24 protein-coding genes and 1 riboswitch are annotated in these 21522 nt (G+C 72.5%); of the genes, 6 read left to right on the forward strand and 18 right to left on the reverse strand.

All coding sequences use genetic code 11. The features are described 5' to 3' along the window. Window positions 1-85: 85 nt before the first annotated feature. The 6 genes from carB to pyrR are packed head-to-tail and all read right to left on the reverse strand — an operon-like array spanning window position 86 to window position 8038. Entirely contained in the window at window positions 86-3394 is a 3309-nt protein-coding gene (gene carB, locus ACZ3YL_RS06765; RefSeq protein ID WP_188309996.1) for a carbamoyl-phosphate synthase large subunit, read from the reverse strand. Beyond that, entirely contained in the window at window positions 3387-4544 is a 1158-nt protein-coding gene (carA, locus tag ACZ3YL_RS06770; protein ID WP_188309995.1) for a glutamine-hydrolyzing carbamoyl-phosphate synthase small subunit, read from the reverse strand. Before carA ends, carB begins: the two co-directional genes overlap by 8 nt. Next, a complete protein-coding gene (locus tag ACZ3YL_RS06775) occupies window positions 4541-5113 on the reverse strand; it encodes a PH-like domain-containing protein (protein ID WP_188309994.1) in 573 nt (190 codons plus the stop codon). The genes carA and ACZ3YL_RS06775 overlap by 4 nt, the downstream gene beginning before the upstream one ends. Then, window positions 5110-6414 carry a dihydroorotase gene (locus ACZ3YL_RS06780; RefSeq protein WP_188309993.1) on the reverse strand — a complete coding sequence of 435 codons (1305 nt, stop codon included), beginning with the start codon at window positions 6412-6414 and terminating at the stop codon, window positions 5110-5112. Before ACZ3YL_RS06780 ends, ACZ3YL_RS06775 begins: the two co-directional genes overlap by 4 nt. Beyond that, window positions 6411-7409 carry an aspartate carbamoyltransferase catalytic subunit gene (locus ACZ3YL_RS06785; protein ID WP_188309992.1) on the reverse strand — a complete coding sequence of 333 codons (999 nt, stop codon included), beginning with the start codon at window positions 7407-7409 and terminating at the stop codon, window positions 6411-6413. Before ACZ3YL_RS06785 ends, ACZ3YL_RS06780 begins: the two co-directional genes overlap by 4 nt. 5 nt (window positions 7410-7414) lie before the next feature. Continuing rightward, window positions 7415-8038, reverse strand: coding sequence for a bifunctional pyr operon transcriptional regulator/uracil phosphoribosyltransferase PyrR (gene pyrR / locus ACZ3YL_RS06790; RefSeq protein WP_188309991.1), 624 nt, complete (start codon window positions 8036-8038; stop codon window positions 7415-7417). Window positions 8039-8372: 334 nt separating this feature from the next. On the opposite strand from pyrR, the gene bldD reads away from it, so the two are divergent. Further along, a complete protein-coding gene (gene bldD / locus ACZ3YL_RS06795; RefSeq protein WP_030056198.1) occupies window positions 8373-8876 on the forward strand; it encodes a transcriptional regulator BldD in 504 nt (167 codons plus the stop codon). A gap of 153 nt (window positions 8877-9029) precedes the next feature. Here the strand turns inward: bldD and ACZ3YL_RS06800 are convergent, their stop codons facing one another. The 10 genes from ACZ3YL_RS06800 to rpmB form a co-directional block, all read right to left on the reverse strand. After that, on the reverse strand, window positions 9030-9950 hold the full coding sequence (locus ACZ3YL_RS06800) for a hypothetical protein (RefSeq protein ID WP_188309990.1): 921 nt from the start codon (window positions 9948-9950) through the stop codon (window positions 9030-9032). Window positions 9951-10122: 172 nt separating this feature from the next. Further along, window positions 10123-10944, reverse strand: a complete 822-nt coding sequence (locus ACZ3YL_RS06805) for a thioesterase family protein (RefSeq protein WP_188309989.1) — start codon at window positions 10942-10944, stop codon at window positions 10123-10125. Window positions 10945-11120: 176 nt separating this feature from the next. Beyond that, window positions 11121-11558, reverse strand: coding sequence for a transcription antitermination factor NusB (gene nusB / locus ACZ3YL_RS06810; RefSeq protein WP_188309988.1), 438 nt, complete (start codon window positions 11556-11558; stop codon window positions 11121-11123). Window positions 11559-11562: 4 nt separating this feature from the next. After that, window positions 11563-12126 (reverse strand): elongation factor P, encoded by a 564-nt coding sequence (gene efp, locus ACZ3YL_RS06815; protein ID WP_188309987.1) that lies wholly within the window; start codon window positions 12124-12126, stop codon window positions 11563-11565. A gap of 78 nt (window positions 12127-12204) precedes the next feature. Further along, window positions 12205-13311, reverse strand: coding sequence for an aminopeptidase P family protein (locus tag ACZ3YL_RS06820; RefSeq protein WP_188309986.1), 1107 nt, complete (start codon window positions 13309-13311; stop codon window positions 12205-12207). 130 nt (window positions 13312-13441) lie between these two features. After that, window positions 13442-13615, reverse strand: a complete 174-nt coding sequence (gene rpmF, locus ACZ3YL_RS06825; protein ID WP_188309985.1) for a 50S ribosomal protein L32 — start codon at window positions 13613-13615, stop codon at window positions 13442-13444. Window positions 13616-13625: 10 nt separating this feature from the next. Then, window positions 13626-13889 carry a 30S ribosomal protein S18 gene (gene rpsR, locus ACZ3YL_RS06830; RefSeq protein ID WP_188309984.1) on the reverse strand — a complete coding sequence of 88 codons (264 nt, stop codon included), beginning with the start codon at window positions 13887-13889 and terminating at the stop codon, window positions 13626-13628. Window positions 13890-13945: 56 nt separating this feature from the next. Continuing rightward, the gene (locus ACZ3YL_RS06835; RefSeq protein ID WP_465655940.1) at window positions 13946-15115 is read right to left on the reverse strand and encodes a CobW family GTP-binding protein; all 1170 of its coding nucleotides are present in this window, start codon (window positions 15113-15115) and stop codon (window positions 13946-13948) included. A gap of 5 nt (window positions 15116-15120) precedes the next feature. Continuing rightward, on the reverse strand, window positions 15121-15426 hold the full coding sequence (gene rpsN, locus ACZ3YL_RS06840) for a 30S ribosomal protein S14 (protein WP_188309982.1): 306 nt from the start codon (window positions 15424-15426) through the stop codon (window positions 15121-15123). After that, window positions 15426-15662 carry a 50S ribosomal protein L28 gene (rpmB, locus tag ACZ3YL_RS06845; RefSeq protein ID WP_188309981.1) on the reverse strand — a complete coding sequence of 79 codons (237 nt, stop codon included), beginning with the start codon at window positions 15660-15662 and terminating at the stop codon, window positions 15426-15428. The genes rpsN and rpmB overlap by 1 nt, the downstream gene beginning before the upstream one ends. Before the next feature lie 132 nt (window positions 15663-15794). Between rpmB and rpmG the strand changes: the two genes are divergently transcribed. Both rpmG and ACZ3YL_RS06855 read left to right on the forward strand, forming a co-directional pair. Further along, complete coding sequence (gene rpmG / locus ACZ3YL_RS06850) at window positions 15795-15959, forward strand: 50S ribosomal protein L33 (RefSeq protein ID WP_359829676.1); 165 nt, start codon at window positions 15795-15797, stop codon at window positions 15957-15959. A 91-nt stretch (window positions 15960-16050) separates the two neighbouring features. Continuing rightward, on the forward strand, window positions 16051-16299 hold the full coding sequence (locus tag ACZ3YL_RS06855; RefSeq protein ID WP_188309979.1) for a type B 50S ribosomal protein L31: 249 nt from the start codon (window positions 16051-16053) through the stop codon (window positions 16297-16299). A 66-nt stretch (window positions 16300-16365) separates the two neighbouring features. On the opposite strand, the gene ACZ3YL_RS06860 is transcribed toward ACZ3YL_RS06855, so the two are convergent. Beyond that, window positions 16366-16938 carry a helix-turn-helix domain-containing protein gene (locus tag ACZ3YL_RS06860; RefSeq protein ID WP_188309978.1) on the reverse strand — a complete coding sequence of 191 codons (573 nt, stop codon included), beginning with the start codon at window positions 16936-16938 and terminating at the stop codon, window positions 16366-16368. Between the two features lie 151 nt (window positions 16939-17089). Between ACZ3YL_RS06860 and ACZ3YL_RS06865 the strand changes: the two genes are divergently transcribed. Continuing rightward, window positions 17090-17941, forward strand: a complete 852-nt coding sequence (locus tag ACZ3YL_RS06865) for an EamA family transporter (protein ID WP_465655943.1) — start codon at window positions 17090-17092, stop codon at window positions 17939-17941. 18 nt (window positions 17942-17959) lie between these two features. On the opposite strand, the gene nicT is transcribed toward ACZ3YL_RS06865, so the two are convergent. Beyond that, the gene (nicT, locus tag ACZ3YL_RS06870; RefSeq protein WP_465655945.1) at window positions 17960-19075 is read right to left on the reverse strand and encodes a Nickel transporter NicT; all 1116 of its coding nucleotides are present in this window, start codon (window positions 19073-19075) and stop codon (window positions 17960-17962) included. Window positions 19076-19107: 32 nt separating this feature from the next. After that, window positions 19108-19301: riboswitch (cobalamin riboswitch) on the reverse strand. An 81-nt stretch (window positions 19302-19382) separates the two neighbouring features. Between nicT and ACZ3YL_RS06875 the strand changes: the two genes are divergently transcribed. Both ACZ3YL_RS06875 and ACZ3YL_RS06880 read left to right on the forward strand, forming a co-directional pair. Next, window positions 19383-19766, forward strand: a complete 384-nt coding sequence (locus ACZ3YL_RS06875; RefSeq protein WP_188309975.1) for an ArsR/SmtB family transcription factor — start codon at window positions 19383-19385, stop codon at window positions 19764-19766. Window positions 19767-19835: 69 nt separating this feature from the next. Next, window positions 19836-21509, forward strand: coding sequence for a hypothetical protein (locus tag ACZ3YL_RS06880; RefSeq protein WP_317621519.1), 1674 nt, complete (start codon window positions 19836-19838; stop codon window positions 21507-21509). Window positions 21510-21522: the final 13 nt, after the last annotated feature.

Below are 21522 nucleotides of genomic sequence, written 5' to 3' on the forward strand. Positions count from 1 at the left end.
GGGTCAACTCCCGGATCGATGACCGGACTTGGTCATGGAAGTGGGGGGCACCCGACTGGCTCCGGTGCCCCCCACTGCGGTGGTGCTACTTGCGACCGGCGTTGATCAGCTCGGCGTGCTCCTGGAGGGACATCACTCCGACCTCGTCGCGCAGCAGCGCGTCCATGCCCTGGACGGCCGCGCCCATCGCCTGGACGGTGGTCAGGCACGGCACCCCGCGGGAGACCGCGGCGGTGCGGATCTCGTAGCCGTCGAGGCGACCACCGGTGCCGTACGGCGTGTTGATGATCAGGTCGACCTCGCCGTCGTGGATCAGCTGGACGATCGTCCGCTCACCGTTCGGGCCCTCGCCCTCGCTGTGCTTGCGCACCAGCGTGGACGGGATGCCGCCGCGGTGCAGCACCTCGGCGGTGCCGGCGGTGGCGAGCACCTCGAAGCCGAGGCCGACCAGCGCCCGGGCCGGGAAGACCAGGTTGCGCTTGTCCCGGTTGGCGACCGAGACGAAGACCTTGCCCTTGGTCGGCAGCGCGCCGTACGCGCCGGACTGCGCCTTGGCGTAGGCGGTGCCGAAGACCTTGTCGATGCCCATGACCTCGCCGGTCGAGCGCATCTCCGGGCCGAGCACGGTGTCCACGCCGCGGCCGTGGATGTCGCGGAAGCGGCTCCACGGCATCACGGCCTCCTTGACCGCGATCGGGGCGTCGGCCGGCAGCGTGCCGCCGTCGCCCTCGGCCGGGAGCAGGCCCTCGGCGCGCAGCTCGGCGATGGTGGCGCCGAGCGAGATCCGGGCGGCGGCCTTGGCCAGCGGCACGGCGGTCGCCTTGGAGGTGAACGGGACGGTGCGGGAGGCGCGCGGGTTGGCCTCCAGCACGTAGAGGATGTCCCCGGCCAGTGCGAACTGGATGTTGATCAGGCCGCGGACGCCGACGCCGCGCGCGATGGCCTCGGTGGAGGTGCGCAGGCGCTTGATGTCGTAGCCGCCCAGGGTGATCGGGGGCAGCGCGCAGGCGGAGTCGCCGGAGTGGATGCCGGCCTCCTCGATGTGCTCCATGACGCCGCCGAGGTAGAGCTCGGTGCCGTCGTAGAGCGCGTCGACGTCGATCTCCACCGCGTCGTCCAGGAAGCGGTCGATCAGCACCGGGTGCTCGGAGATCAGACCGGCGTGCCGCTCCAGGTAGGAGGCGAGCGAGGCCTCGTCGTAGACGATCTCCATGCCGCGGCCGCCGAGCACGTAGGACGGGCGGGCCAGGACCGGGTAGCCGATCTCGTCGGCGATCGCCTTGGCCTCCGCGAAGGAGAAGGCGGTGCCGTGCTTGGGGGCGGGCAGCCCGGCGTCGCGCAGCACGCGGCCGAAGGCGCCGCGCTCCTCGGCGAGGTCGATCGCCTCGGGCTGGGTGCCGACGATCGGCACGCCGTTGTCCTTGAGCGCCTGGGCCAGGCCCAGCGGGGTCTGGCCGCCGAGCTGGACGATCACGCCGGCCAGCGGTCCGGCCTGCCGCTCGGCGTGGACGATCTCCAGCACGTCCTCCAGGGTGAGCGGCTCGAAGTAGAGCCGGTCGGAGGTGTCGTAGTCGGTGGAGACGGTCTCCGGGTTGCAGTTGACCATGACGGTCTCGTACCCGGCCTCGGCGAGCGCGAAGGAGGCGTGCACGCAGGAGTAGTCGAACTCGATGCCCTGGCCGATGCGGTTGGGGCCCGAGCCGAGGATGATCACGGCCGGCTTGGTGCGCGGGGCGACCTCGCTCTCCTCGTCGTAGGACGAGTAGAAGTACGGGGTCTTGGCGGCGAACTCGGCGGCGCAGGTGTCGACGGTCTTGTACACCGGGCGGATGCCGAGGGCGTGGCGCACCTCGCGGACGACGTCCGCGCGCAGGCCGCGGATCTCCGCGATCTGCTGGTCGGAGAAGCCGTGCCGCTTGGCGTGGCGCAGCAGCTCGGGGGTGAGCTCGGCGGCCTCGGCCAGATCGCCGGCGATCTCGTCCAGCAGGAAGAGCTGGTCGACGAACCACGGGTCGATCTTGGTGTACTCGAACACCTCGTCCGGGGTGGCGCCGGCCCGGATGGCGTCCATCACGGTGTTGATCCGGCCATCGGTCGGCACGGTGGCCTTGGTCAGCAGCTCGGCCTTGTCGCCGACCGGACCGGTCCAGTCGAACTGGGAGCCCTTCTTCTCCAGCGAGCGCAGCGCCTTCTGCAGCGCCTCGGGGAAGTTGCGGCCCAGGGCCATGGCCTCGCCGACGGACTTCATGGTGGTGGTCAGCGTCGCGTCGGCGCTCGGGAACTTCTCGAACGCGAACCGCGGCACCTTGACCACGACGTAGTCGAGGGTCGGCTCGAAGGAGGCCGGGGTCTCCTCGGTGATGTCGTTGGGGATCTCGTCCAGGGTGTAGCCGACGGCCAGCTTGGCGGCGATCTTGGCGATCGGGAAGCCGGTGGCCTTGGAGGCGAGCGCCGAGGAGCGGGAGACGCGCGGGTTCATCTCGATGACGATGACCCGGCCGTCGACGGGGTTGACGGCGAACTGGATGTTGCAGCCGCCGGTGTCGACGCCGACCTCGCGGATGACGGCGATGCCGATGTCGCGCAGGATCTGGTACTCGCGGTCGGTGAGGGTCATCGCCGGGGCGACGGTGATCGAGTCACCGGTGTGCACGCCCATCGGGTCGAAGTTCTCGATGGAGCAGACGACCACGACGTTGTCGTTCTTGTCGCGCATCAGCTCCAGCTCGTACTCCTTCCAGCCGAGGATGGACTCCTCCAGGAGCACCTCGGTGGTCGGCGAGAGGGCCAGGCCCTGGCCGGCGATGCGGCGCAGGTCCTCCTCGTGGTGGGCGAAGCCGGAGCCGGCGCCGCCCATGGTGAAGGAGGGGCGGACCACGACCGGGTAGCCGCCGAGCGTGTCGACGCCGGCGAGCACGTCGTCCATGGTGTGGCAGATGACCGAGCGGGCGGACTCGCCGTGGCCGATCTTGGCCTTGACGGCCTCGACGACGCCCTTGAACAGCTCGCGGTCCTCGCCCTTGTTGATCGCCTCGACGTCGGCGCCGATCAGCTCGACGCCGTACTTCTCCAGCGTGCCGGCCGCGTGCAGCGAGATCGCGGTGTTGAGCGCGGTCTGGCCGCCCAGGGTCGGCAGCAGCGCGTCGGGGCGCTCCTTGGCGATGATCTTCTCGACGAACTCCGGGGTGATCGGCTCGACGTAGGTGGCGTCGGCGATCTCCGGGTCGGTCATGATCGTGGCCGGGTTGGAGTTGACCAGCACGACCCGCAGGCCTTCGGCCCTGAGAACGCGGCAGGCCTGGGTGCCCGAGTAGTCGAACTCGGCGGCCTGGCCGATGACGATCGGGCCGGAGCCGATCACCAGGACGGACTTGATGTCAGTGCGCTTAGGCACGCTGGCCCTCCATGAGCTTCACGAAGCGGTCGAACAGGTAGGCGGCGTCGTGCGGGCCGGCGGCCGCTTCGGGGTGGTACTGCACGCTGAAGGCGGGCACGTCGAGCGCCTGGAGGCCCTCGACCACGTCGTCGTTGAGGCAGACGTGGGAGACCTCGACCCGCCCGTAGGGGGTGTCGCTCACCTTGTCCAGCGGCGCGTTCACGGCGAAGCCGTGGTTGTGGGCGGTCACCTCGACCTTGCCGGTGGTGCGGTCCTGCACCGGCTGGTTGATGCCGCGGTGGCCGTACTTGAGCTTGTAGGTGCCGAAGCCCAGGGCACGGCCGAGGATCTGGTTGCCGAAGCAGATCCCGAAGAACGGGGTCTTGCGCTCCAGCACGCCCTGCGCGACGGCGACCTGGTGGTCGGCGGTGGCCGGGTCGCCCGGGCCGTTGGAGAAGAACACGCCGTCCGGGTTGACGGCGTAGAGGTCCTCCAGGGTGGAGTTGGCCGGCAGCACGTGCACCTCGATGCCGCGCTCGGCCATCCGCTGCGGGGTCATCGCCTTGATGCCGAGGTCCAGCGCGGCGACGGTGAACTTCTTCTCACCGATCGCGGGGACGATGTACGGCTCGGTGGTGGCGACCTCGGCGCACAGGTCGGCGCCCTTCATCTCGGGCGCCTGCTGCACCCGGGCGAGCAGCGCGGCCGGGTCGGCCAGCGTCTCGCCGGAGAAGATGCCGCAGCGCATCGCGCCGCGCTCGCGCAGGTGGCGGGTCAGCGCGCGGGTGTCGATGCCGCTGATGCCGACGACGCCCTGGCGGGTCAGCGCCTCGTCCAGCGAGCGGCGGGAGCGCCAGTTGGACGCCACCCGGGCGGGGTCGCGCACGACGTAGCCGGCGACCCAGATCTGCTGGGACTCGTCGTCCTCGTCGTTCCAGCCGGTGTTGCCGATCTGCGGGGCGGTCATCACGACCACCTGGCGGTGGTACGACGGGTCGGTCAGGGTCTCCTGGTAGCCGGACATGCCGGTGTTGAAGACCGCCTCGCCGAAGGTCTCGCCGGTCGCGCCGTAGGCCTGACCGCGGAAGGTCCGGCCGTCCTCCAGGACGAGCACGGCAGGGACACGCTCCCGCCGTTGGCGCTGCGTGGTGGGGGCAGGTGCGGTCATTGCGCGGCCTCTTCCGTCTTCTTCGTCTTCGTAGTACGTGTTGCGAGCTGGGTGATCGCCTCGACCCAGGCGGTGTGCTCATCGGGGTGGTCGGCCCGGAAGCCGGAGTCCAGCTCGGTGCCCTCGTGGGCCCAGCTGACCACCAGCAACCCGGAGGGGACGACCTTGCCGGCGATCCCGGAGTCCGTCCGGGCACCGGTGAGGTGCTCGGCCGGGATCCAGAAGTCGACGTCGCCGGGGCGGTGCACCAGCAGCCCGTCCTCGCCGAGGGTGAGGTCGGCCCGGCTGCGGGTGCCCAGGCCGTGCGCGACGACCCGGTCGAGCCAGTTCCCGGCGGTGGTGGTGCCGTGGTACCGCCCGCTGGTCTCCAGGATGGTCCGCCCGGCGCGGGCCGGCACGGCGGGCAGCGGCGGGATCCCGGACTGCAGGGTGCGCCGCCAGTTCCAGCCCTGGCGCATCAGCCAGTAGACCAGGCCGATGATGATCAGCAGCCCGACCGACCAGCCGATGTAGCCGGGCCAGTCGGTGACCTTCGCCTGCTCCCTGGCGAGCGTGGCGTACGCCGTCACGCGATGCCGCCCTGCTCGGCCAGCTCACCGGCCAGCACGGTGGCGCGGCCGCGCAGGAAGGTGGCGTGCACCCGTCCGGGCAGGTCCATGCCCTTGTAAGGGGTGTTGCGGCTGCGGGTGGCGAAGCTCTCGGGGTTCACGGCACCACGGTACGCGGGATCGAAGAGCACCAGGTTGGCGGGCTCACCCACCGAGATCGGCCGGCCCTGCCCGCTGAGACGGCCGATCCGGGCCGGGCGGTGCGACATCCGGTCCGCGACGCCCTCCCAGTTCAGCAGGCCGGTGTCGACCATGGTCTGCTGCACGACCGACAGCGCGGTCTCCAGGCCGACCATGCCCATCGCGGCCACGGCCCACTCGCAGTCCTTGTCCTCGGCCGGGTGCGGCGCGTGGTCGGTGGCGACGGCGTCGATGGTGCCGTCGGCGAGCGCCTTGCGCAGCGCCTGGACGTCCTCGGCGGTGCGCAGCGGCGGGTTCACCTTGTACACCGGGTCGTAGGAGCGGACCAGCTCGTCGGTGAGCAGCAGGTGGTGCGGGGTGACCTCGGCGGTGACGTCCCAGCCCTTGGACTTGGCCCAGCGGACGATCTCGACCGAGCCGGCCGTGGAGAGGTGGCAGACGTGCAGCCGGGAGCCGACGTGCGCGGCGAGCAGCACGTCGCGGGCGATGATCGACTCCTCGGCGACGGCCGGCCAGCCGCCCAGCCCGAGCTCCCCGGAGACCTGGCCCTCGTTCATCTGGGCGCCCTCGGTCAGCCGCGGCTCCTGGGCGTGCTGGGCGACGACGCCGTCGAAGGCCTTGACGTACTCCAGGGCGCGGCGCATCAGCACCGCGTCGTCCACGCACTTGCCGTCGTCGGAGAAGACCCGGACGCCGGCCGCGGACTCGTGCATGGCGCCCAGCTCGGCGAGCTTCTTGCCCCCGAGGCCGACGGTGACGGCGCCGACCGGCTGCACGTCGCAGTAGCCGGCCTCCTGGCCGAGCCGCCAGACCTGCTCGACCACACCGGCGGTGTCGGCCACCGGGGTGGTGTTGGCCATCGCGTGCACGGCGGTGAAACCGCCCATCGCGGCGGCCTGGGTGCCGGTGAGCACGGTCTCGGCGTCCTCGCGGCCGGGCTCGCGCAGGTGGGTGTGCAGGTCGACCAGGCCGGGCAGGGCGATCATGCCGGTGGCGTCGATCTCGATGTCCGCCTCGACGGCCAGGCCGGTGCCGATCGCCTGGATCACGCCGTCGGCGAGGTGGAGGTCCTGCGGGGCGCCGCCCAGGATCTTGGCGTTGCGGATCAGGTAGCTGGTCACTGAGCGGTCTCCACGGAGTCGGTGCGGGGGGCGGCGGCGGGTTCGGCGGGTCCGTCGGCGAAGACGGCGCCGCCGAGCAGCAGGTAGAGGACGGCCATCCGGACGGAGACGCCGTTGGCGACCTGCTCGACCACGGTGCAGCGCGGCGAGTCGGCGACCTCGGCGGTGATCTCCATGCCGCGGACCATCGGGCCGGGGTGCATCACGATGGCGTGCCCGGGCAGCTGGGCCATCCGGATGCCGTTCATGCCGTAGCGGCGGCTGTACTCGCGCTCGGTCGGGAAGAACGCGGCGTTCATCCGCTCGCGCTGCACCCGCAGCATCATCAGGGCGTCGGTCTTGGGCAGCACCCGGTCGAGGTCGTAGCTGACCTCGCAGGGCCAGTTCTCGATGCCGATCGGCAGCAGGGTCGGCGGGGCGACGAAGGTCACCTGGGCACCGAGGGTGGTCAGCAGGTGCACGTTGGAGCGGGCGACCCGGCTGTGCAGGATGTCGCCGACGATCGTGACCCGGCGGCCCGCGAGGTCGTTGCCCGACCCGGCGTTGAGGTGGCGGCGCATGGTGAAGGCGTCGAGCAGCGCCTGGGTGGGGTGCTCGTGGGTGCCGTCACCGGCGTTGATCACACTGCCGTGCAGCCAGTCCGACTGGGCCAGCCGGGCCGGCGCGCCCGAGGCGTGGTGCCGGATGACGACCGCGTCGGCGCCCATCGCCTGGAGGGTCAGCGCGGTGTCCTTGAGGCTCTCGCCCTTGGAGACGGACGAGCCCTTGGCGGAGAAGTTGATGACGTCCGCGGACAGCCGCTTCTCGGCGGCCTCGAAGGAGGTCTTGGTCCGGGTGGAGTCCTCGAAGAAGAGGTTGACGACGGTGCGACCGCGCAGCGTGGGCAGCTTCTTGACGGCCCGGCCGGAGAGCTGGGCCAGCTCCTCGGCGGTGTCCAGGATCAGCAGCGCGTCGTCGCGGCTGAGATCGGCGGCGGAGACGAGGTGGCGCTTCACGCGGGTTACTCCGGGAGGTGCGGTTCGGTGGGCTGGGAGGCCATGGCCTGCGAGCTGCGGGCGGTGTGGTCGCGGTCGCCGACCAGGACGGCGTCCACGCCGTCGGTGTCGGCCAGCCGGACCTGCACGGCCTCGCGCAGCGAGGTCGGGAGGTTCTTGCCCACGTAGTCGGCCCGGATCGGCAGCTCCCGGTGGCCGCGGTCGACGAGGACGGCGAGCTGCACGGCGCGCGGGCGGCCGATGTCGCTCAGCGCGTCGAGCGCGGCGCGGATGGTGCGGCCGGAGAACAGCACGTCGTCGACGAGGATGACGAGCTTGCCGTCGATGCCGCCGGGCGGGATCTCGGTGTGCTCCAGGGCGCGGGCGGGCTTCAGCCGCAGGTCGTCCCGGTACATGGTGATGTCCAGGGTGCCCAGCGGGATCTCGCGCCCGGTGATCTGGGCCAGCCTGCCGTGCAGGCGGCGGGCGAGGTGGACGCCCCTGGTGTGGATGCCGAGCAGCACGACGTCCTCCGCGCCCTTGGCGCGCTCGACGATCTCGTGCGCTATCCGGGTGACGACCCGGGCGATGTCCGTGGCGTCCAGCACCTGGTGCGGCGGCCGCGGCGTCTGTTCGTGGTGTGTGGTCATGCCGAAGCGGACCTCCTTCCCCGCCTCACTGGACGGGCCTTAAAGGATGTCTGGGAATCTGCCCCCGCCGACCGGGCGTGGGCTTCGGGCCATCCTACCAGCGCGCCGGACGGGCAAATGGACCGCCACCATTCCGCTTCGCCGGGTTCACATACCAGATGCGCCGACGATGCGGGCTATTCGCACGACTGCCCCATTCGGCTTGACGCAACTACCTTACTCTACGTAACCTCACAGTGAGTTACGAGACGGACGTCGAACCCACCGGTAACGACGTCGGCGAATCGCCCGTGACCCACCACTGAACGCGAAGCAATCTCGTCCGGGGAGATCAATGTCCAGCGACTACGCGAAGCAGCTCGGAGGCAAGCTCCGAGCGATCCGCACTCAGCAGGGGCTCTCCCTGCACGGTGTCGAGGAGAAGTCCCAGGGGCGCTGGAAGGCAGTCGTCGTCGGCTCCTACGAGCGCGGCGACCGTGCGGTCACCGTGCAGCGGCTGGCCGAGCTCGCCGAGTTCTACGGCGTGCCGGTGCAGGAGCTGCTGCCCGGAGGCACCCCCGGCGGCGCGGCCGAGCCGCCGCCGCGCCTGGTCCTCGACCTGGAGAGACTGACCCAGGTCCCGTCCGAGAAGGCCGGGCCGCTGCAGCGCTATGCGGCGACCATCCAGAGCCAGCGCGGCGACTACAACGGCAAGGTCCTCTCGATCCGTCAGGACGACCTGCGCACTCTGGCCGTCATCTACGACCAGTCGCCGTCGATCCTCACCGAGCAGCTGATCTCCTGGGGCGTGCTCAACCCCGACGCGCGCCGCGCGGTGCGCGAGGAGGACGCGAGCTGACGCTCGCCGGCTTCTCTCGGTAGGCACGTCACTGCCATGCGCTGTTTTCCTCAGTGCTGGCAAGCAGAAACGTCACGGCGCGGTTCCCCGGATCAGGGGAGCCGCGCCGCGGTGTCGCTGTGACCGCCACCTCGGCCAGGCCTCGGCCAGACCTCAGCAGACCGTCCCCAGGCTGTAGCCCGGCTGCGCCGCGATCCCGTCCAGCCGGACCGGGCGGGCGGCCGGCGCCCAGTCCGGCCCGCTGCTCGACCAGGCCCAGGCCGCCGGCAGGTACTCGCCGCAGGAGGCGGCCGAGCCCTGCGAGCCGTGGAGCACGGCGACCGCGGGCAGCTCCAGCGCCAGCCCCGCGCACAGCACGGCGCAGACCAGCTCCAGGTCCTCGTCGTTGATCCGCACCACGCCGTCCTCCCACTGCAGCACCCGGGCCGCCGCGGTCAGCTTCCCGCCCGGCGCCTCCACCCGCAGCCGCAGCTCGTACACCCCGGCGCCCGCGCCGACCAGCATCCGGCGGAACACCTCGCCCCCGCGCTGGTAGGCGGCGCGAACCCAGCGCACGTGCTCCTCGTCCGTCTCCGCCGCGCCCCCGTACAGCCCGCCGTCGAGCAGCAGGTCGGCGTGGCAGAGCGTCAGCCCGTTCTCCCGGGCCCGGACCAGCCGCGGCACGAAGTCCCCGGCCAGTTCCTCGCCCTGATAGGCCAGCAGCTGGGTGTGCAGCGGCGGGTTGACCAGGTAGCGGTCCCGGGCGGCGGGCTCGGCCGGGTCCAGTCCGTGCAGCAGGCAGAACTCCGCGAAGTCCTGCGGGTGGAACATCCGGGCCCGGACGGTCTCGAACCGCTCCAGCGCGTCGGCCAGCAGCTCGGCGGTGTCGGCCAGGTAGCGCTCGTAGTCGGGGGCGTCGCAGACCCCCCAGGCGCGGGCCCGGGCGAAGTCCGCGGCGCTGGTGAGCACCCCCATGACGAACGCCTGCTCGGCCCCCTCGACCCGCTGCGGCCGGTGCGGCGCCCGCAGCGCGGGGCGCGGGCCGCCGGCGGTGCAGTCGGAGTTGCGGCGGGCGCGGCCCTTGCGGCTGGTCATCGGGGGCTCCTGGCGTCGGCGGACGGGCGTCTGGCGGTGACGGTCAGCGGCGGAGCTCGCCGCTGACCGTGTTACTCCCCAGTTCCGCGCGCCACACACGTACGGCGTGTCACAGGAATGTAACCACCGGTAATAGCCGAGTTCGCCGAGTCGTCAGGAGCCAGGCCAAGCCCTATCGCGGCACCCGGGCCAGCTGGCGGGACTGGGCGACCAGGCGACCGGCCTCGTCCCAGATCTCGGCGTCCTCCTCGAAGTAGCCGCCGGCCATGTTGCGGGTGGAGTGGACGACCCGCAGCCAGCCCGGGGCGGGCTTGGCGCGCAGGTGGACGGTCAGCTCGACGGTCGGGGCCCAGCCGGGCAGGCCGAGGTCGAAGGTGACCGGCGGCAGCGCGTCGGCGACCAGCAGGAGCAGCAGCGGGTCGGGCTCGCGGCCGTCGGCGAGCCGGAACCAGCCCTGGATCCGGCCGTTGCCGGAGGGCTGTCCGAGCGCCCAGCCGACGGTGGCCGGGTCGAGCCGCAGGTCGAAGCGCTCCAGCAGGGCGGCCTGCTCGACCAGCTGCCGGGGCGCGTGCTCGATGCCGATGCACTGCTCCGGCGGCGGCAGCTGCGGCGGGGTGGCGCTGGTGCGCACCTCGCCGTCGGCGGTGGCGAGGTCACCGTGGCTGGCCACCACCCGCAGGCGTTCGACGCCGTCCTGGCTGAGCGAGGCGGTGCCGGTGGACAGGCCGCGGCCGGAGCGCAGCACCTCGGTGCGGACGGTGGCCGGGCCGGGGGTGGAGGCGGACAGGTAGTAACCGCTGATCGACACCGGGTCCGGGTGCTGCCCGTGCTCCAGCGACAGCGCGTGTCCGGCCACGGCGAGCAGCAGCCCGCCGTTGACCCCGCCGCCGATCTGCCAGCCGGCGCCGAGTTCGGCCTCGTAGCGGCCGGCCTCCTCGGGGTGTCTGGTCAGGGCGATGCCCCGGTCGAACTCGCTGCGGGTCGCGGTGGTCATGGGTGGCCTGCCCTTCAGTGCGCTGACGCGGTCGCCGGCGGTCCCGCCAGCGAAGTTACTGGCGAGTAGGGATCCACATTACGCCCACCGGGTGCACCTGACGACTGTCGGATCAGCGAAACGGCCGCCGGACCCGAAAGTTCGGGTCCGACGGCCGTTCCACAAGGCGTCACCGGTTACCGGCGGATGCTCGGCTTCAGTTCCATGAAGCGGGCGAGCATGCCGTTGACGAAGGCCGGGGAGTCGTCCGTGGAGAACTCCTTGGCGATCTCGACGGCCTCGTCCAGGACGACCGCGTCCGGGACGCCGTCCTCCCAGATCAGCTCGTACGCGCCGAGCCGCAGGACGTTGCGGTCCACGATCGGCATCCGGTCGAGGGTCCAGCCCACCGCGTACTGCTCGATCAGGTCGTCGATGCGACCGGCGTACTGGACGTACCCCTCGATGAGCTCCATCGTGTACTCGCCGACCTGCGGGGTGCCCTCGTCGGGCTTGGGCTCGCGGGCGCGGGCCACCCAGTCGGCGAGGACCTGCTGCGGGTCGACCCCGCGGTGGTCGGCCTCGAAGAGGATCTGGAAGGCCCGGGTACGGGCCTTGCTACGTGCGGCCGACACGGACTTACTTCACCCGGCCGAGGTAGCTGCCGTCGCGGGTGTCGACCTTGACCTTCTCACCGGTGGTGATGAAGAGCGGCACCTGGATCTCGGCACCCGTCTCCAGGGTGGCCGGCTTGGTGCCACCGGTGGAGCGGTCGCCCTGGACGCCCGGCTCGGTCTCGGCGATGGTCAGCTCGACGGAGGTCGGGAGCTCGATGTAGAGCACCTCGCCCTCGTTCTGCGCGACGAGGGCCTCGAAGCCCTCCAGCAGGTACTTGGAGGCGTCGCCGACGACGGCGGGCTCGATGGTCAGCTGGTCGTAGGTGTCCATGTCCATGAACACGAAGTTCTCGCCGTCCTTGTACGAGAACTGCATGCCGCGCTTGTCGACGTTGGCGGTCTCGACCTTGGTGCCGGCGTTGAAGGTCTTGTCGACGACCTTGCCCGTCAGGACCTCCTTGAGCTTCGTACGCACGAAGGCCGGGCCCTTGCCGGGCTTGACGTGCTGGAACTCGACGACGGACCAGAGCTTGCCGCCCTCCAGCTTGAGGACCATGCCGTTCTTGAGATCGTTCGTGGAAGCCACGGGCGCACTTACTCCTGGATATAGCTGTCAAGGAACCAAGGGGTCGCGTCCTGTCGCCGACGGCCTTCGGGGCCGCCGTCACAGGGCGAGGAGCTCCTTGGTGGTGATGGTGAGCAGCTCGGGCCCGCCCTCCTCGAGGGGGCGTACGACGAGCGTGTCCTCGATCCGGACCCCGCCCTTGCCCGGGAGGTGGACCCCTGGGCCGACGGTGACCGGCACGCGGCTGTCCAGTTTACCCATGTCCGAAGGACCGAGGCGCGGCGCCTCCCGGATCTCCAGCCCGATGCCGTGGCCCACCGGGTGCGGCGAGGCCTCGGTGTGGCCGGCCGCCTCCAGGACCTGGCGGGCGACCCGGTCGGGCACGCACTGCTCCACCCCCGGGCCGAGCGCCTCCCGGCCGGCCCGCTGGGCCCGGAAGACCAGCCGGTGCAGCTCGACCTGCCAGGGCGCGGGAGCGGCCCCGATCACGAAGGTCCGGGCGGTGGAGACGCCGTAGCCGCGGTACTGGGCACCCATCACCACGGTGAGGAAGTCACCCTCCTCCACCCGCCGGTCGGTCGGCTGGTGGGCGGGCTGGCCGGAGTGGCCGCCGGTGCCGACGGACACCGGGAAGGCGGCCCGGTCGGCGCCGTGGTCGATCATCCGGCGCTCCAGCTCCATCGCCAGGTGCCGCTCGGTCCGGCCGACCAGGATCGACTCCAGCAGCTCGCCGAGCGCCTGGTCGGCGATCTCGGCGGCGATCCGCAGGTCGGCGATCTCGTGCTCGTCCTTCACCACCCGCAGCCGCTCCACCAGCCGGCCGAGGTCCGTCAGCCGGGCCCCCTCCAGCAGGCCCGCCACCGCCCGGTGCCGGGTGACGGTCAGGTCGTGCTCCTCCACCGCCAGGCCCCGCACCCCCAGCCGCCCGGCCGTGGCCGCGGCGGCCAGCGCGGTGTCCGACCCGGCCGGCACCGGCACCTGGGTGACGTCGGGGGCGATCAGGTGCTCCCCGGAGTCGTCCGGCGGCAGGTCGTCCGGCAGCGTCAGCAGCGTCCGGTCCCGGGTCAGCAGCAAGGTCGCCCCGCAGGGCGCGCAGCCCGTCAGATACCGCACGTTCGCCGCCCGGGTGATCAGCGCCGCATCGGCCCCGGCCGCACCGCAGTGCTCCCTCACCCGCTCCCGCCGACCCGCGTACGCATCCGCCATGCGTCGAGCCTACGAACCCTCGGCCCGAACCGCCCGCCGAGCACCCCCGCCGGATGCTCCGGCACCCCACTGCGCCCCGCGCGCCCCCGCCCGCCCCTCCCCACCACCTCCCCTCCCGTGCGGTTCGCCGCTACCGCGCCTCCGGATCGATCAGCCCGCGACGGTAGGCCGGGACGAGGTTCTGCGGGACGAGCAGCTCGCGGCCGTCGAGGGTGATCGGCACCAGCTTGGGAGCGGTCGCCTTCCACTGGGCGCGGCGGTGCCGGGTGTTGCTGCGGGAGGTCCTGCGCTTGGGGACTGCCATCGGGGGGCTCCTATCGGGTGGTGCCGGAGGCGTACGGGAGGAGGGCCATCTCGCGGGCGTTCCTGATCGCCCGGGCCATCGCCCGCTGCTGCTGGACGGTTAGGCGGGTGACGCGCCGATGGGGGCCCCTCCCGGCCGAAGGCTGGGGGAGGATCTTGCCGCGGTCGGAGACGAAGCGGCGCAGCAGGTCGGTGTCCTTGTAGTCGATGTACTCGATACCGGCCGCGATCAGCGGGTTGGGGCGGGCCTTCGGCGGGGTGGTGCGTTTGCGCATGGGTGCTCCGTTTCAGAGGTTCCGGAGGTTTCCGGGCTTCGGGGGTTCCGGGGGCTTCAGAGGTGGACGGGGTCGAGCAGGTCCTGGAAGGCGTCCGGGAGGGCCTTCCAGCCGGGTTCGCCGGCGGCGAGTTCGGCGTCGGTGAGCAGGCAGGAGTCGAGCAGTTCGGTGATGCCGTCGACGTCCAGCCCCTCGGCGGTGAAGCTGAGCTGCTGGACCCGGTCGCCGTGCAGCGGGTGCCAGTCGAGGGCGGCGGCGGCGCGGCGGGCCGGCGGGTAGAGGTCCCAGGCGGCGTCGGGCAGGGCGGAGAGCCACGGCCCGCACTCCTCGACCGCGAGGTTGGCCCCGGCCGCGTCCCAGGCGAGCATCAGGTCGGGCCGGTTGGCCAGCCAGAACCGGCCGCGGCTGCGTTGGGCGGCCGGGACGAGCAGTTCGAGGGCCCGGTGCAGCCGTTCCGGGTGGAGGGGGCGGCGGCGCTCCCAGACCAGGGTCGCCACCCCGGCCTCGTCGCCCTCCTGGGGGAGCAGCGCGATCGCCGGGTTGACGCGGTCGCGGGCGGCGGCGACGTCGAAGCCGCCGAGCGCGGCCCGGGTGAGCGCGCCGGTGCCGAGCCGGACCACCCGGGCGGTCGGGTGGAGCCGGCGCAGCAGTGCCCGCCCCGGCGCGTGCGCCGCGGCGCACGGCACGGCGAGGGTGGTGGCGTACTCGACCTGGTGGGCGAGCGCCTCCGCGCGGGTGCGGTCGTCCCGGGCGGCGGTGTGTTCGCCGTGCTCCAGCAGGTCGTCGGGGACGGAGAGTTCGGCGATCAGCCGGTCCGGGTCGACGGCGGTGACCACGCCCGCGAGTTCGATCGCCTCCGCCAGGAGCCGGCCGTCCACCTCGCCGCCGGCGAGCACCTCGACGGCGGGGTGCGGGTCGCTGCCGCCCCAGAGTTCGACCACCGCGAGCCCGTACCGGCCGCCGTCGGCGATCTCCAGCAGCCGGGGCAGCAGGTCCTCGCGCAGGGCGCAGCAGCCGCAGTCGTTCACCAGCGGGACCGTCGCGGTGTCGAACGCCCCGCCCGCGTCCCGCAGTTCGCGGTGGACGAGGCCGCGGGAGGCGTCCCGCAGATCGTGCCGCAGCACCACGGCATCCACCGCAGTGGCCGTCAACTCCTGGACGGCGGACCGGCGTTCGTCCTGGTGGAGGCCGGCGACCACGACCACCGGGAGCCTGGTCCCGTCCATGCCGCTCACCAGCTCGCCTTGCGGACGCCCGGCAGGTGCCCGGCGTGGGCGTGCACCCGCAGGTTGACCCGGGAGAGGCCGAAGGCGCGCAGGTAGCCGCGGGGGCGGCCGTCGACGGCGTCGCGGTTGCGGACCCTGGTGGCGCTGGCGTCGCGCGGCTGGCGGGCGAGTTCGGCCTGGGCGGCGGCGCGCTCGGCGGGGGCGGTGCCGGGGTGGGCGATGATCCGCTTGAGTGCGGCCCGGCGCTCCGCGTAGCGGGCGACGGTCGCGCGGCGCCGCTCGTTCTTGGCGATCTTGCTCTGCTTGGCCATCAGACCTTCTCCCCCCGGGCGCGGATGCGGGCGACGGCGGCCTCGATGCCGATCGTGTCGATGGTGCGGATGCCCTTGGCGCTCAGGACGAGCCGCACGTGGCGGCCCTCGCTGGGCAGCCAGTAGCGCTTGCGCTGGATGTTGGGGTCGAAGCGGCGCGGGGTGCGGCGGTGCGAGTGCGAGATCGCGTTGCCGAAGCCGGGCCGGCGGCCGGTGAGCTGGCAGTGGGCGGACATGGGTGCTCCCTGGCGTCCGGGAATGGGCGGGACGATGGTCACGTTACACCAGATGAAAATGACTTCCATTTCGGTGTACGGTTCCGACCCAGCCCCGGAATCCCGCACCACCAGGCCCCAGGAGGACGCCCGATGGCCCGCAGCGAACTGCGCCCGGTGATCAAGCTCCGCTCCACCGCCGGCACCGGCTACACGTACGTGACCCGCAAGAACCGCCGCAACGACCCGGACCGGATGGTCCTGCGCAAGTACGACCCGGCCGCGGGCCGGCACGTCGACTTCCGCGAAGAGCGCTGACCCACCACCCCGCCGACCCACCACGTCCCGCCACCCCACCACCCCACCGACCCACCGCCCCGCTGACCCACCACCCCGGAGGAGCCCAGCCATGAAGCCCGGAATCCACCCCAGCTACCGCCCGGTCGTCTTCCGCGACAAGGTCGGCGGCCTCGCCTTCCTCACCCGCTCGACCGTCACCAGCGACCGCACCGTCGAGTGGGAGGACGGCAACACCTACCCGGTGATCGACGTCGAGATCTCCTCGGCGAGCCACCCCTTCTACACCGGTCAGTCCCGGGTGCTCGACACCGCCGGCCGGGTGGAGCAGTTCCGCCGCCGCTACGGCGACCGGCACTGACGGCACGACGCCGGAACGGCGCCCCCCGACCAGGGGAGGCGCCGTTCCGGCGTGCACGGGAGGGGCTCAGCGCGGCGGCGGCACCGACACCACCATGGTCAGCCGCAGCTCCCGCTCCCCCGCGTTGCGGTAGACGTGCGCGAAGGAGGCGTCGAAGGAGACCGTGCTGCCGGCCGGCACCGCGTGCTCGCGCTCGCCGTGCACCAGGGTCAGCTCGCCCTCGACGACCCGGAGGAGTTCCACCGTCCCGGCCGGGTGCGGCTCGGAGGAGTACTCCTCGCCGGGCGCCATCCGCCAGTCCCACAGCTCCAGCGGCCCGGGGGCCTCGATCCCGTGCAGCAGGGTGCCCGTCCCGCCGGCCGGTCCGGTCCAGAGCGGGACGGCCTGGTCGCCGGGCACGATCCGGACGTCCGGGCCCTCCTCGTAGTCGAGCAGGGTGGCGATCGAGACGCCGAGCGCATCGCCGAGCCGTACGACGGTGGCCACGCTCGGATTGGTGCGGCCCTGCTCGATCTGGACGATCATGCCGCGGCTCACCCCGGAGCGGGCGGCCAGGGCGTCCAGGGTGTGGCCGCGCTCGGTGCGCAGCCGCTTGACGTTCCGGGCGAGGGCCCGGGAGACGAGGTCGGGGTCCGGCACGCGGGCAGTCCTCCGGTGTCCACCGTACGAGAAGTACAGAATATTGTTCGGCCGAGTTCAGTTCAGTGCACTACGCTGCCGTTCCAGCAACGAGTCCATCCGACTGTACTTCGGAGTGCATTGTGCTGTCCTCGAACCCCGGGTCGCTCCGGTGACCGCCCTGCTCGCCCTCGCCGCCAGCCTGCTCACCGGCCTGGGCGACTTCGGCGGCGGCGTCCTCACCCGCCGGCTGCCCGCGCTCGCCGTCGTGGTCGTCTCCCAGGCCACGGCCACCGCCGTCCTGCTCCTCGCGCTCCTGGCCACCGGCGGCCCGGCCCACGCCTCCCCGGCGCTCTGGTACGCCGTCGCCGCTGGGGTGATCGGCCCGTTCGCGATGCTCGCCTTCTACCGGGCGCTCGCACTCGGCCCGATGGGAGTGGTGTCCCCGCTCGCCACCGTCGGCGTCGTGGTGCCGATCGGCGTCGGGCTCGCGGACGGCGAGCGGCCCGGCCCCGGCCAGCTGGCCGGGATCGCGGTGGCGGTGGCCGGCGTGGTGCTGGCCGGCGGCCCCGAGCGCGGCGGCCCGGCCGCGGCCCGCACCGCTCTGCTGCTCACCCTGGCCGCCGCCTTCGGCTTCGGGGCCACCATGTCACTGCTCTCGCAGGCCTCGGCCGGCGGCGGACTGCTGCTCGCGCTGTTCGTCCAGCGGCTCGTCAACATCCTCGTCGGCGGTGCCGCGCTGCTGATCGGGCTGCGCGGCACCGACACCGCCGGGCTGCTGCCGGAGCTGCGCTCCCGCCTGCCCCTGCTCACCTGCGTCGGGCTGGCCGACGTCGCGGGCAACGCCGCCTACGCGATGGCCTCGCACGGTGACTCGCCCGCGACGGCCGCCGTGCTCGCCTCGCTCTACCCGGTGGTCACCGCCCTGCTGGCGCGCGGCGTGCTGAAGGAGCGGCTGCGCCCGGTCCAGGTGGTCGGCGCCGGGCTCGCCGTCGCGGGCACGCTGCTGCTCGCGGCGGCGTGACCACCGGGCGGCCTCCCGCTACGGCCGCTTCGCGGGCGTCCAGCGCTTCTCGACGCCGGTCAGCTTCCAGTAGGCGATGGCGATCGCCCACACCACCACGAACAACCCCGCGATCGCGTAGCCGACGTTGTCCAGCGAGATGTCCGCGATGAACCCGGTCACCGGGTCGGTCAGGTCGAGCTTCTCGTGCAGCACGCCGACCAGCTCGATGGTGCCGATGATGAAGGCCACCGCGATCGACAGCCCGGTGATGGTCAGGTTGTAGTACACCTTGCGCACCGGGTTGGAGAAGGCCCACTGGTACGCGAAGTTCATGAACGTCCCGTCCAGGGTGTCGAACAGGCTCATCCCGGCCGCGAACAGCAGCGGCAGGCAGACGATCGCGTACCAGGGCAGCCCCGCCGCCGCGCCCGAACCGGCCATCACCATCAGGGTGACCTCGGTCGCGGTGTCGAAGCCCAGGCCCAGCACCATGCCGACCGGGAACATCTGCCCGGGCCGGGTGATCGAGCGGGTCGCCCGGTTCAGGATCCGGGCCATGAAGCCGCGCGAGTTGAGGTGCTCCTCCAGCTCCGCCTCGTCGTACCTTCCGGCCCGCATCGAGCGGAACACCTTGAGGATGCCGAGCAGCGCCGCCAGGTTGAGCGCCCCGATCAGGTAGAGGAAGGCGCCGGAGGCCGTGGTGCCGACCAGCCCGAGCCACTTGTGGGTGGCCGAGTCGTCGTCCATCAGGGTGTTCGCCAGCTGAGCGCCGCCCGCCACCAGGGCGGCCATCAGGACCACCATCGAGGAGTGCCCGAGGGCGAACCAGAAGCCCACCGAGACCGGACGCTTGCCGTCCGCCATCAGCTTGCGGGTGGTGTTGTCGATCACCGCGATGTGGTCCGCGTCGAAGGCGTGCCGCATGCCCAAGGTGTACGCGGTGATGCCCAGGCCGACCCCGAACACCTGGGTGCCGACCGTGTAGCCGTGGGGCGCGACCAGGAAGACGAGCGTCCCGAAGGCCACCACGTGCATGGCGAGGATCACCCCCATCAGCCCGGCGGTACGGAAAGTGTCCTCGCGCTTCCACCGGAAGGTGGGCAGGACGGAGGGGGCCGCCTCGGCAGGCGTGGCGGTTTCGGGCAGGGTCATCTTCGGATCACGCTCCAGCACCTCGTGGAATGACTTCGTGAGATGCCGTGGCCGGTCTCCTGGCTTACGGGGCTTCCGGACCCGCCTTCCCAGGCGCACGAGGCGCCCAGTGGCACGTGGGTTCGGACGACTGTCCCCCGATCACAGTGGCGAGGGCCGCTCCGGAATGGGACCTGTTGAGGGTCCGTCACCGGTCTTCCCGAGCACCACGGCGGGGAACACCGTAGGGGCGGGACCGCACCCCCGCAAGGCTGCGCACCTGTGCAGGTGTCCAGGATCACAGGTCGTGAGCTGCCAGAATGTCCGCATGCATCTCGTACCGGCCGACCGCGCGGGCCACCGCACCATCGACGGACACCGGGTCTGCGAGGCCATCGCCGCCATCGGGGACACCGCCCACGTCCGGTCCTGGGCCGAGCGGTTCTCGCTGCTCTCCGACCCCGGACGGCTCGCCCTGCTGCTCGCCCTCCACCGGGCCGGCCCGCTCGCCGTCAGCGACCTGGCGGTCGCCACCGGCATGCGCGACCCGGCCGTCTCCCAGGCCCTGCGGCTGCTCCGCACCGCCGGCGTGGTCACCGGCGACAAGGACGGACGCGTGGTGCGCTACCGGCTCGTGGACGACGCCCTGCGCCCCCTCCTCGACGAGTGCGCCGCCGGCGAGCACGAGGAGCCCACCGCGGCGGCGGGCTGACCGACACTCGGAACTGCCCGTCTCCCGCGAACGGACGCCTAGGCGCGGCCGGATGAGTACGATCACGATGTGCCGTCCCACCCCCACGTCTGGCCCGCCGACCGCTGGAACACCCGCCCGGTCAAGGCCCGCGTGCTGGCGGTCGCCCGCACCCTCACCTCCGCGACCCGGGTCCTGGACGTCCTCGCCCTGCTGAACCCGGACGGCATCGAGCGGTACTTCACCGTCAACCCCGGCTCCGTGTTCGCCGACCGCGCCCTGGACGAGTACCTCCACGGCCTGCCCGGCTACACCGTGCTGGACTGGGAGGACGCCGTCCGACGCCGCTTCGACCTGGCCGTCGCCTGCGCCGTCCACTCCTCCATGCACCGCCTGGACGCCCGCCTGGTCGTCCTCCCGCACGGTGCCGGCTACAACCGGCTGGTCACCGAGTCCACCGGCGACCAGGTGAGCGCCGCCGGCCTCTCCCGCAACGAACTCACCCACCACGGCCGGGTGTTCGTGGACGTCCTCGGCCTCTCCCACCCCGAACAGCTGGACCGGCTGCGGACCTCCTGCCCCGAGGCCCTGGACGTCGCCCGGGTCGTCGGCGACCCGTGCTTCGACCGGATCCTGCGCAGCGAACGCTCCCGTGACGGCTACCGCGCCGCACTCGGCGCCGTACGCGGCCGCCGGCTCGTCGTCGTCGACTCCACCTGGAGCGAGCACTCGTTATTCGGCCGCCACCCCGACCTCCCCCAACGGCTGGTCCGCCAACTGCCCGCCGACGAGTACACGGTGGCCGTCGTGCTCCACCCCAACATCTGGAGCCGACACGACCCCGAGGCCCTGCTCGACGACGCCTGCCGGATGGGCCTGCGGCTCATCCCGCCCCACCAGGGCTGGCAGGCCGCGCTCGTCGCCGCCGACTTCATGATCGGCGACCACGGCTCGGTCTCCGTCTACGGCGCCGCCCTGGAACGCCGAACGATGATCGTCGCCACCGGCGCCGCCGAACTCGACCCGCACTCCCCCGGCTACGCCTTCGGCCAGAGCGCCCCCGTCCTCGACCCCGACGGGGACCTCGCCGCCCAGCTCGAACGCGCCCTCGCCCGGGACCCGGCCGACCTGAGCGACCTCACCGACCGCTCGCTGGCCCACCGCGGCGAATCCGCCCGGGTGCTGCGCCCGCTGCTCTACTCCTTCCTCGACGGCGTGGACGAACCCGCGGCCGCACCGGTCCTGCGCCCCTATCCCCACCCCGTGCCCCGCCCCGGGAGCACCCAAGGGCCCACCGCGTACGACGTCGAGGGCAAGAGCGAGGGGACGGAGGTCAGCCTGCGGCGCTACCCGATCGACCCCGTCGACCACACCCCGCGCGGCTTCCACGCCTTCACCGACGACCACCCCGGCGACGCCCTGCGCCACACCGCCGAGGTCCTCGCCCGCACCGAGCCGTACGCCGAACGCCCGGCCGCCCACTGGCTCGCCGACACCTTCGCCGAACTGCCCGGCCTCGCCGTCGCCGTGGCCGCCCTCGGCCCGGCCCGCCACGTGCTCCGGCTGCGCACCGGCCTACTGCTGGAGGCCCGCGCCGAACCGGCCTTCGCCGACCCCGACCCCGTCCTCGACCCGCTGCTGCTCGGCTCCGCCGTCGCCTGCTGGCTCGCCGACGGCGGCGACCCGGCCGGCCTGCCCGAGCACGGACTCACCGTCCACACCGGCGAGCACCGCACCCGGGTCGCCTTCACCACCGGTCCCTAGGACATCTCCGACG

Source organism: Kitasatospora sp. NPDC023176, from assembly GCF_055560495.1.

Coding starts and splice junctions, on each gene's coding strand:
- carA (WP_188309995.1), bottom strand. CDS start 4,544: ATGACCGCACCTGCCCCCACCACGCAGCGCCAACGGCGGGAGCGTGTC.
- pyrR (WP_188309991.1), bottom strand. CDS start 8,038: ATGACCACACACCACGAACAGACGCCGCGGCCGCCGCACCAGGTGCTG.
- bldD (WP_030056198.1), top strand. CDS start 8,373: ATGTCCAGCGACTACGCGAAGCAGCTCGGAGGCAAGCTCCGAGCGATC.
- ACZ3YL_RS06800 (WP_188309990.1), bottom strand. CDS start 9,950: ATGACCAGCCGCAAGGGCCGCGCCCGCCGCAACTCCGACTGCACCGCC.
- ACZ3YL_RS06805 (WP_188309989.1), bottom strand. CDS start 10,944: ATGACCACCGCGACCCGCAGCGAGTTCGACCGGGGCATCGCCCTGACC.
- ACZ3YL_RS06820 (WP_188309986.1), bottom strand. CDS start 13,311: ATGGCGGATGCGTACGCGGGTCGGCGGGAGCGGGTGAGGGAGCACTGC.
- rpmF (WP_188309985.1), bottom strand. CDS start 13,615: ATGGCAGTCCCCAAGCGCAGGACCTCCCGCAGCAACACCCGGCACCGC.
- rpsR (WP_188309984.1), bottom strand. CDS start 13,889: ATGCGCAAACGCACCACCCCGCCGAAGGCCCGCCCCAACCCGCTGATC.
- ACZ3YL_RS06835 (WP_465655940.1), bottom strand. CDS start 15,115: ATGGACGGGACCAGGCTCCCGGTGGTCGTGGTCGCCGGCCTCCACCAG.
- rpsN (WP_188309982.1), bottom strand. CDS start 15,426: ATGGCCAAGCAGAGCAAGATCGCCAAGAACGAGCGGCGCCGCGCGACC.
- rpmB (WP_188309981.1), bottom strand. CDS start 15,662: ATGTCCGCCCACTGCCAGCTCACCGGCCGCCGGCCCGGCTTCGGCAAC.
- rpmG (WP_359829676.1), top strand. CDS start 15,795: ATGGCCCGCAGCGAACTGCGCCCGGTGATCAAGCTCCGCTCCACCGCC.
- ACZ3YL_RS06855 (WP_188309979.1), top strand. CDS start 16,051: ATGAAGCCCGGAATCCACCCCAGCTACCGCCCGGTCGTCTTCCGCGAC.
- nicT (WP_465655945.1), bottom strand. CDS start 19,075: ATGACCCTGCCCGAAACCGCCACGCCTGCCGAGGCGGCCCCCTCCGTC.
- ACZ3YL_RS06875 (WP_188309975.1), top strand. CDS start 19,383: ATGCATCTCGTACCGGCCGACCGCGCGGGCCACCGCACCATCGACGGA.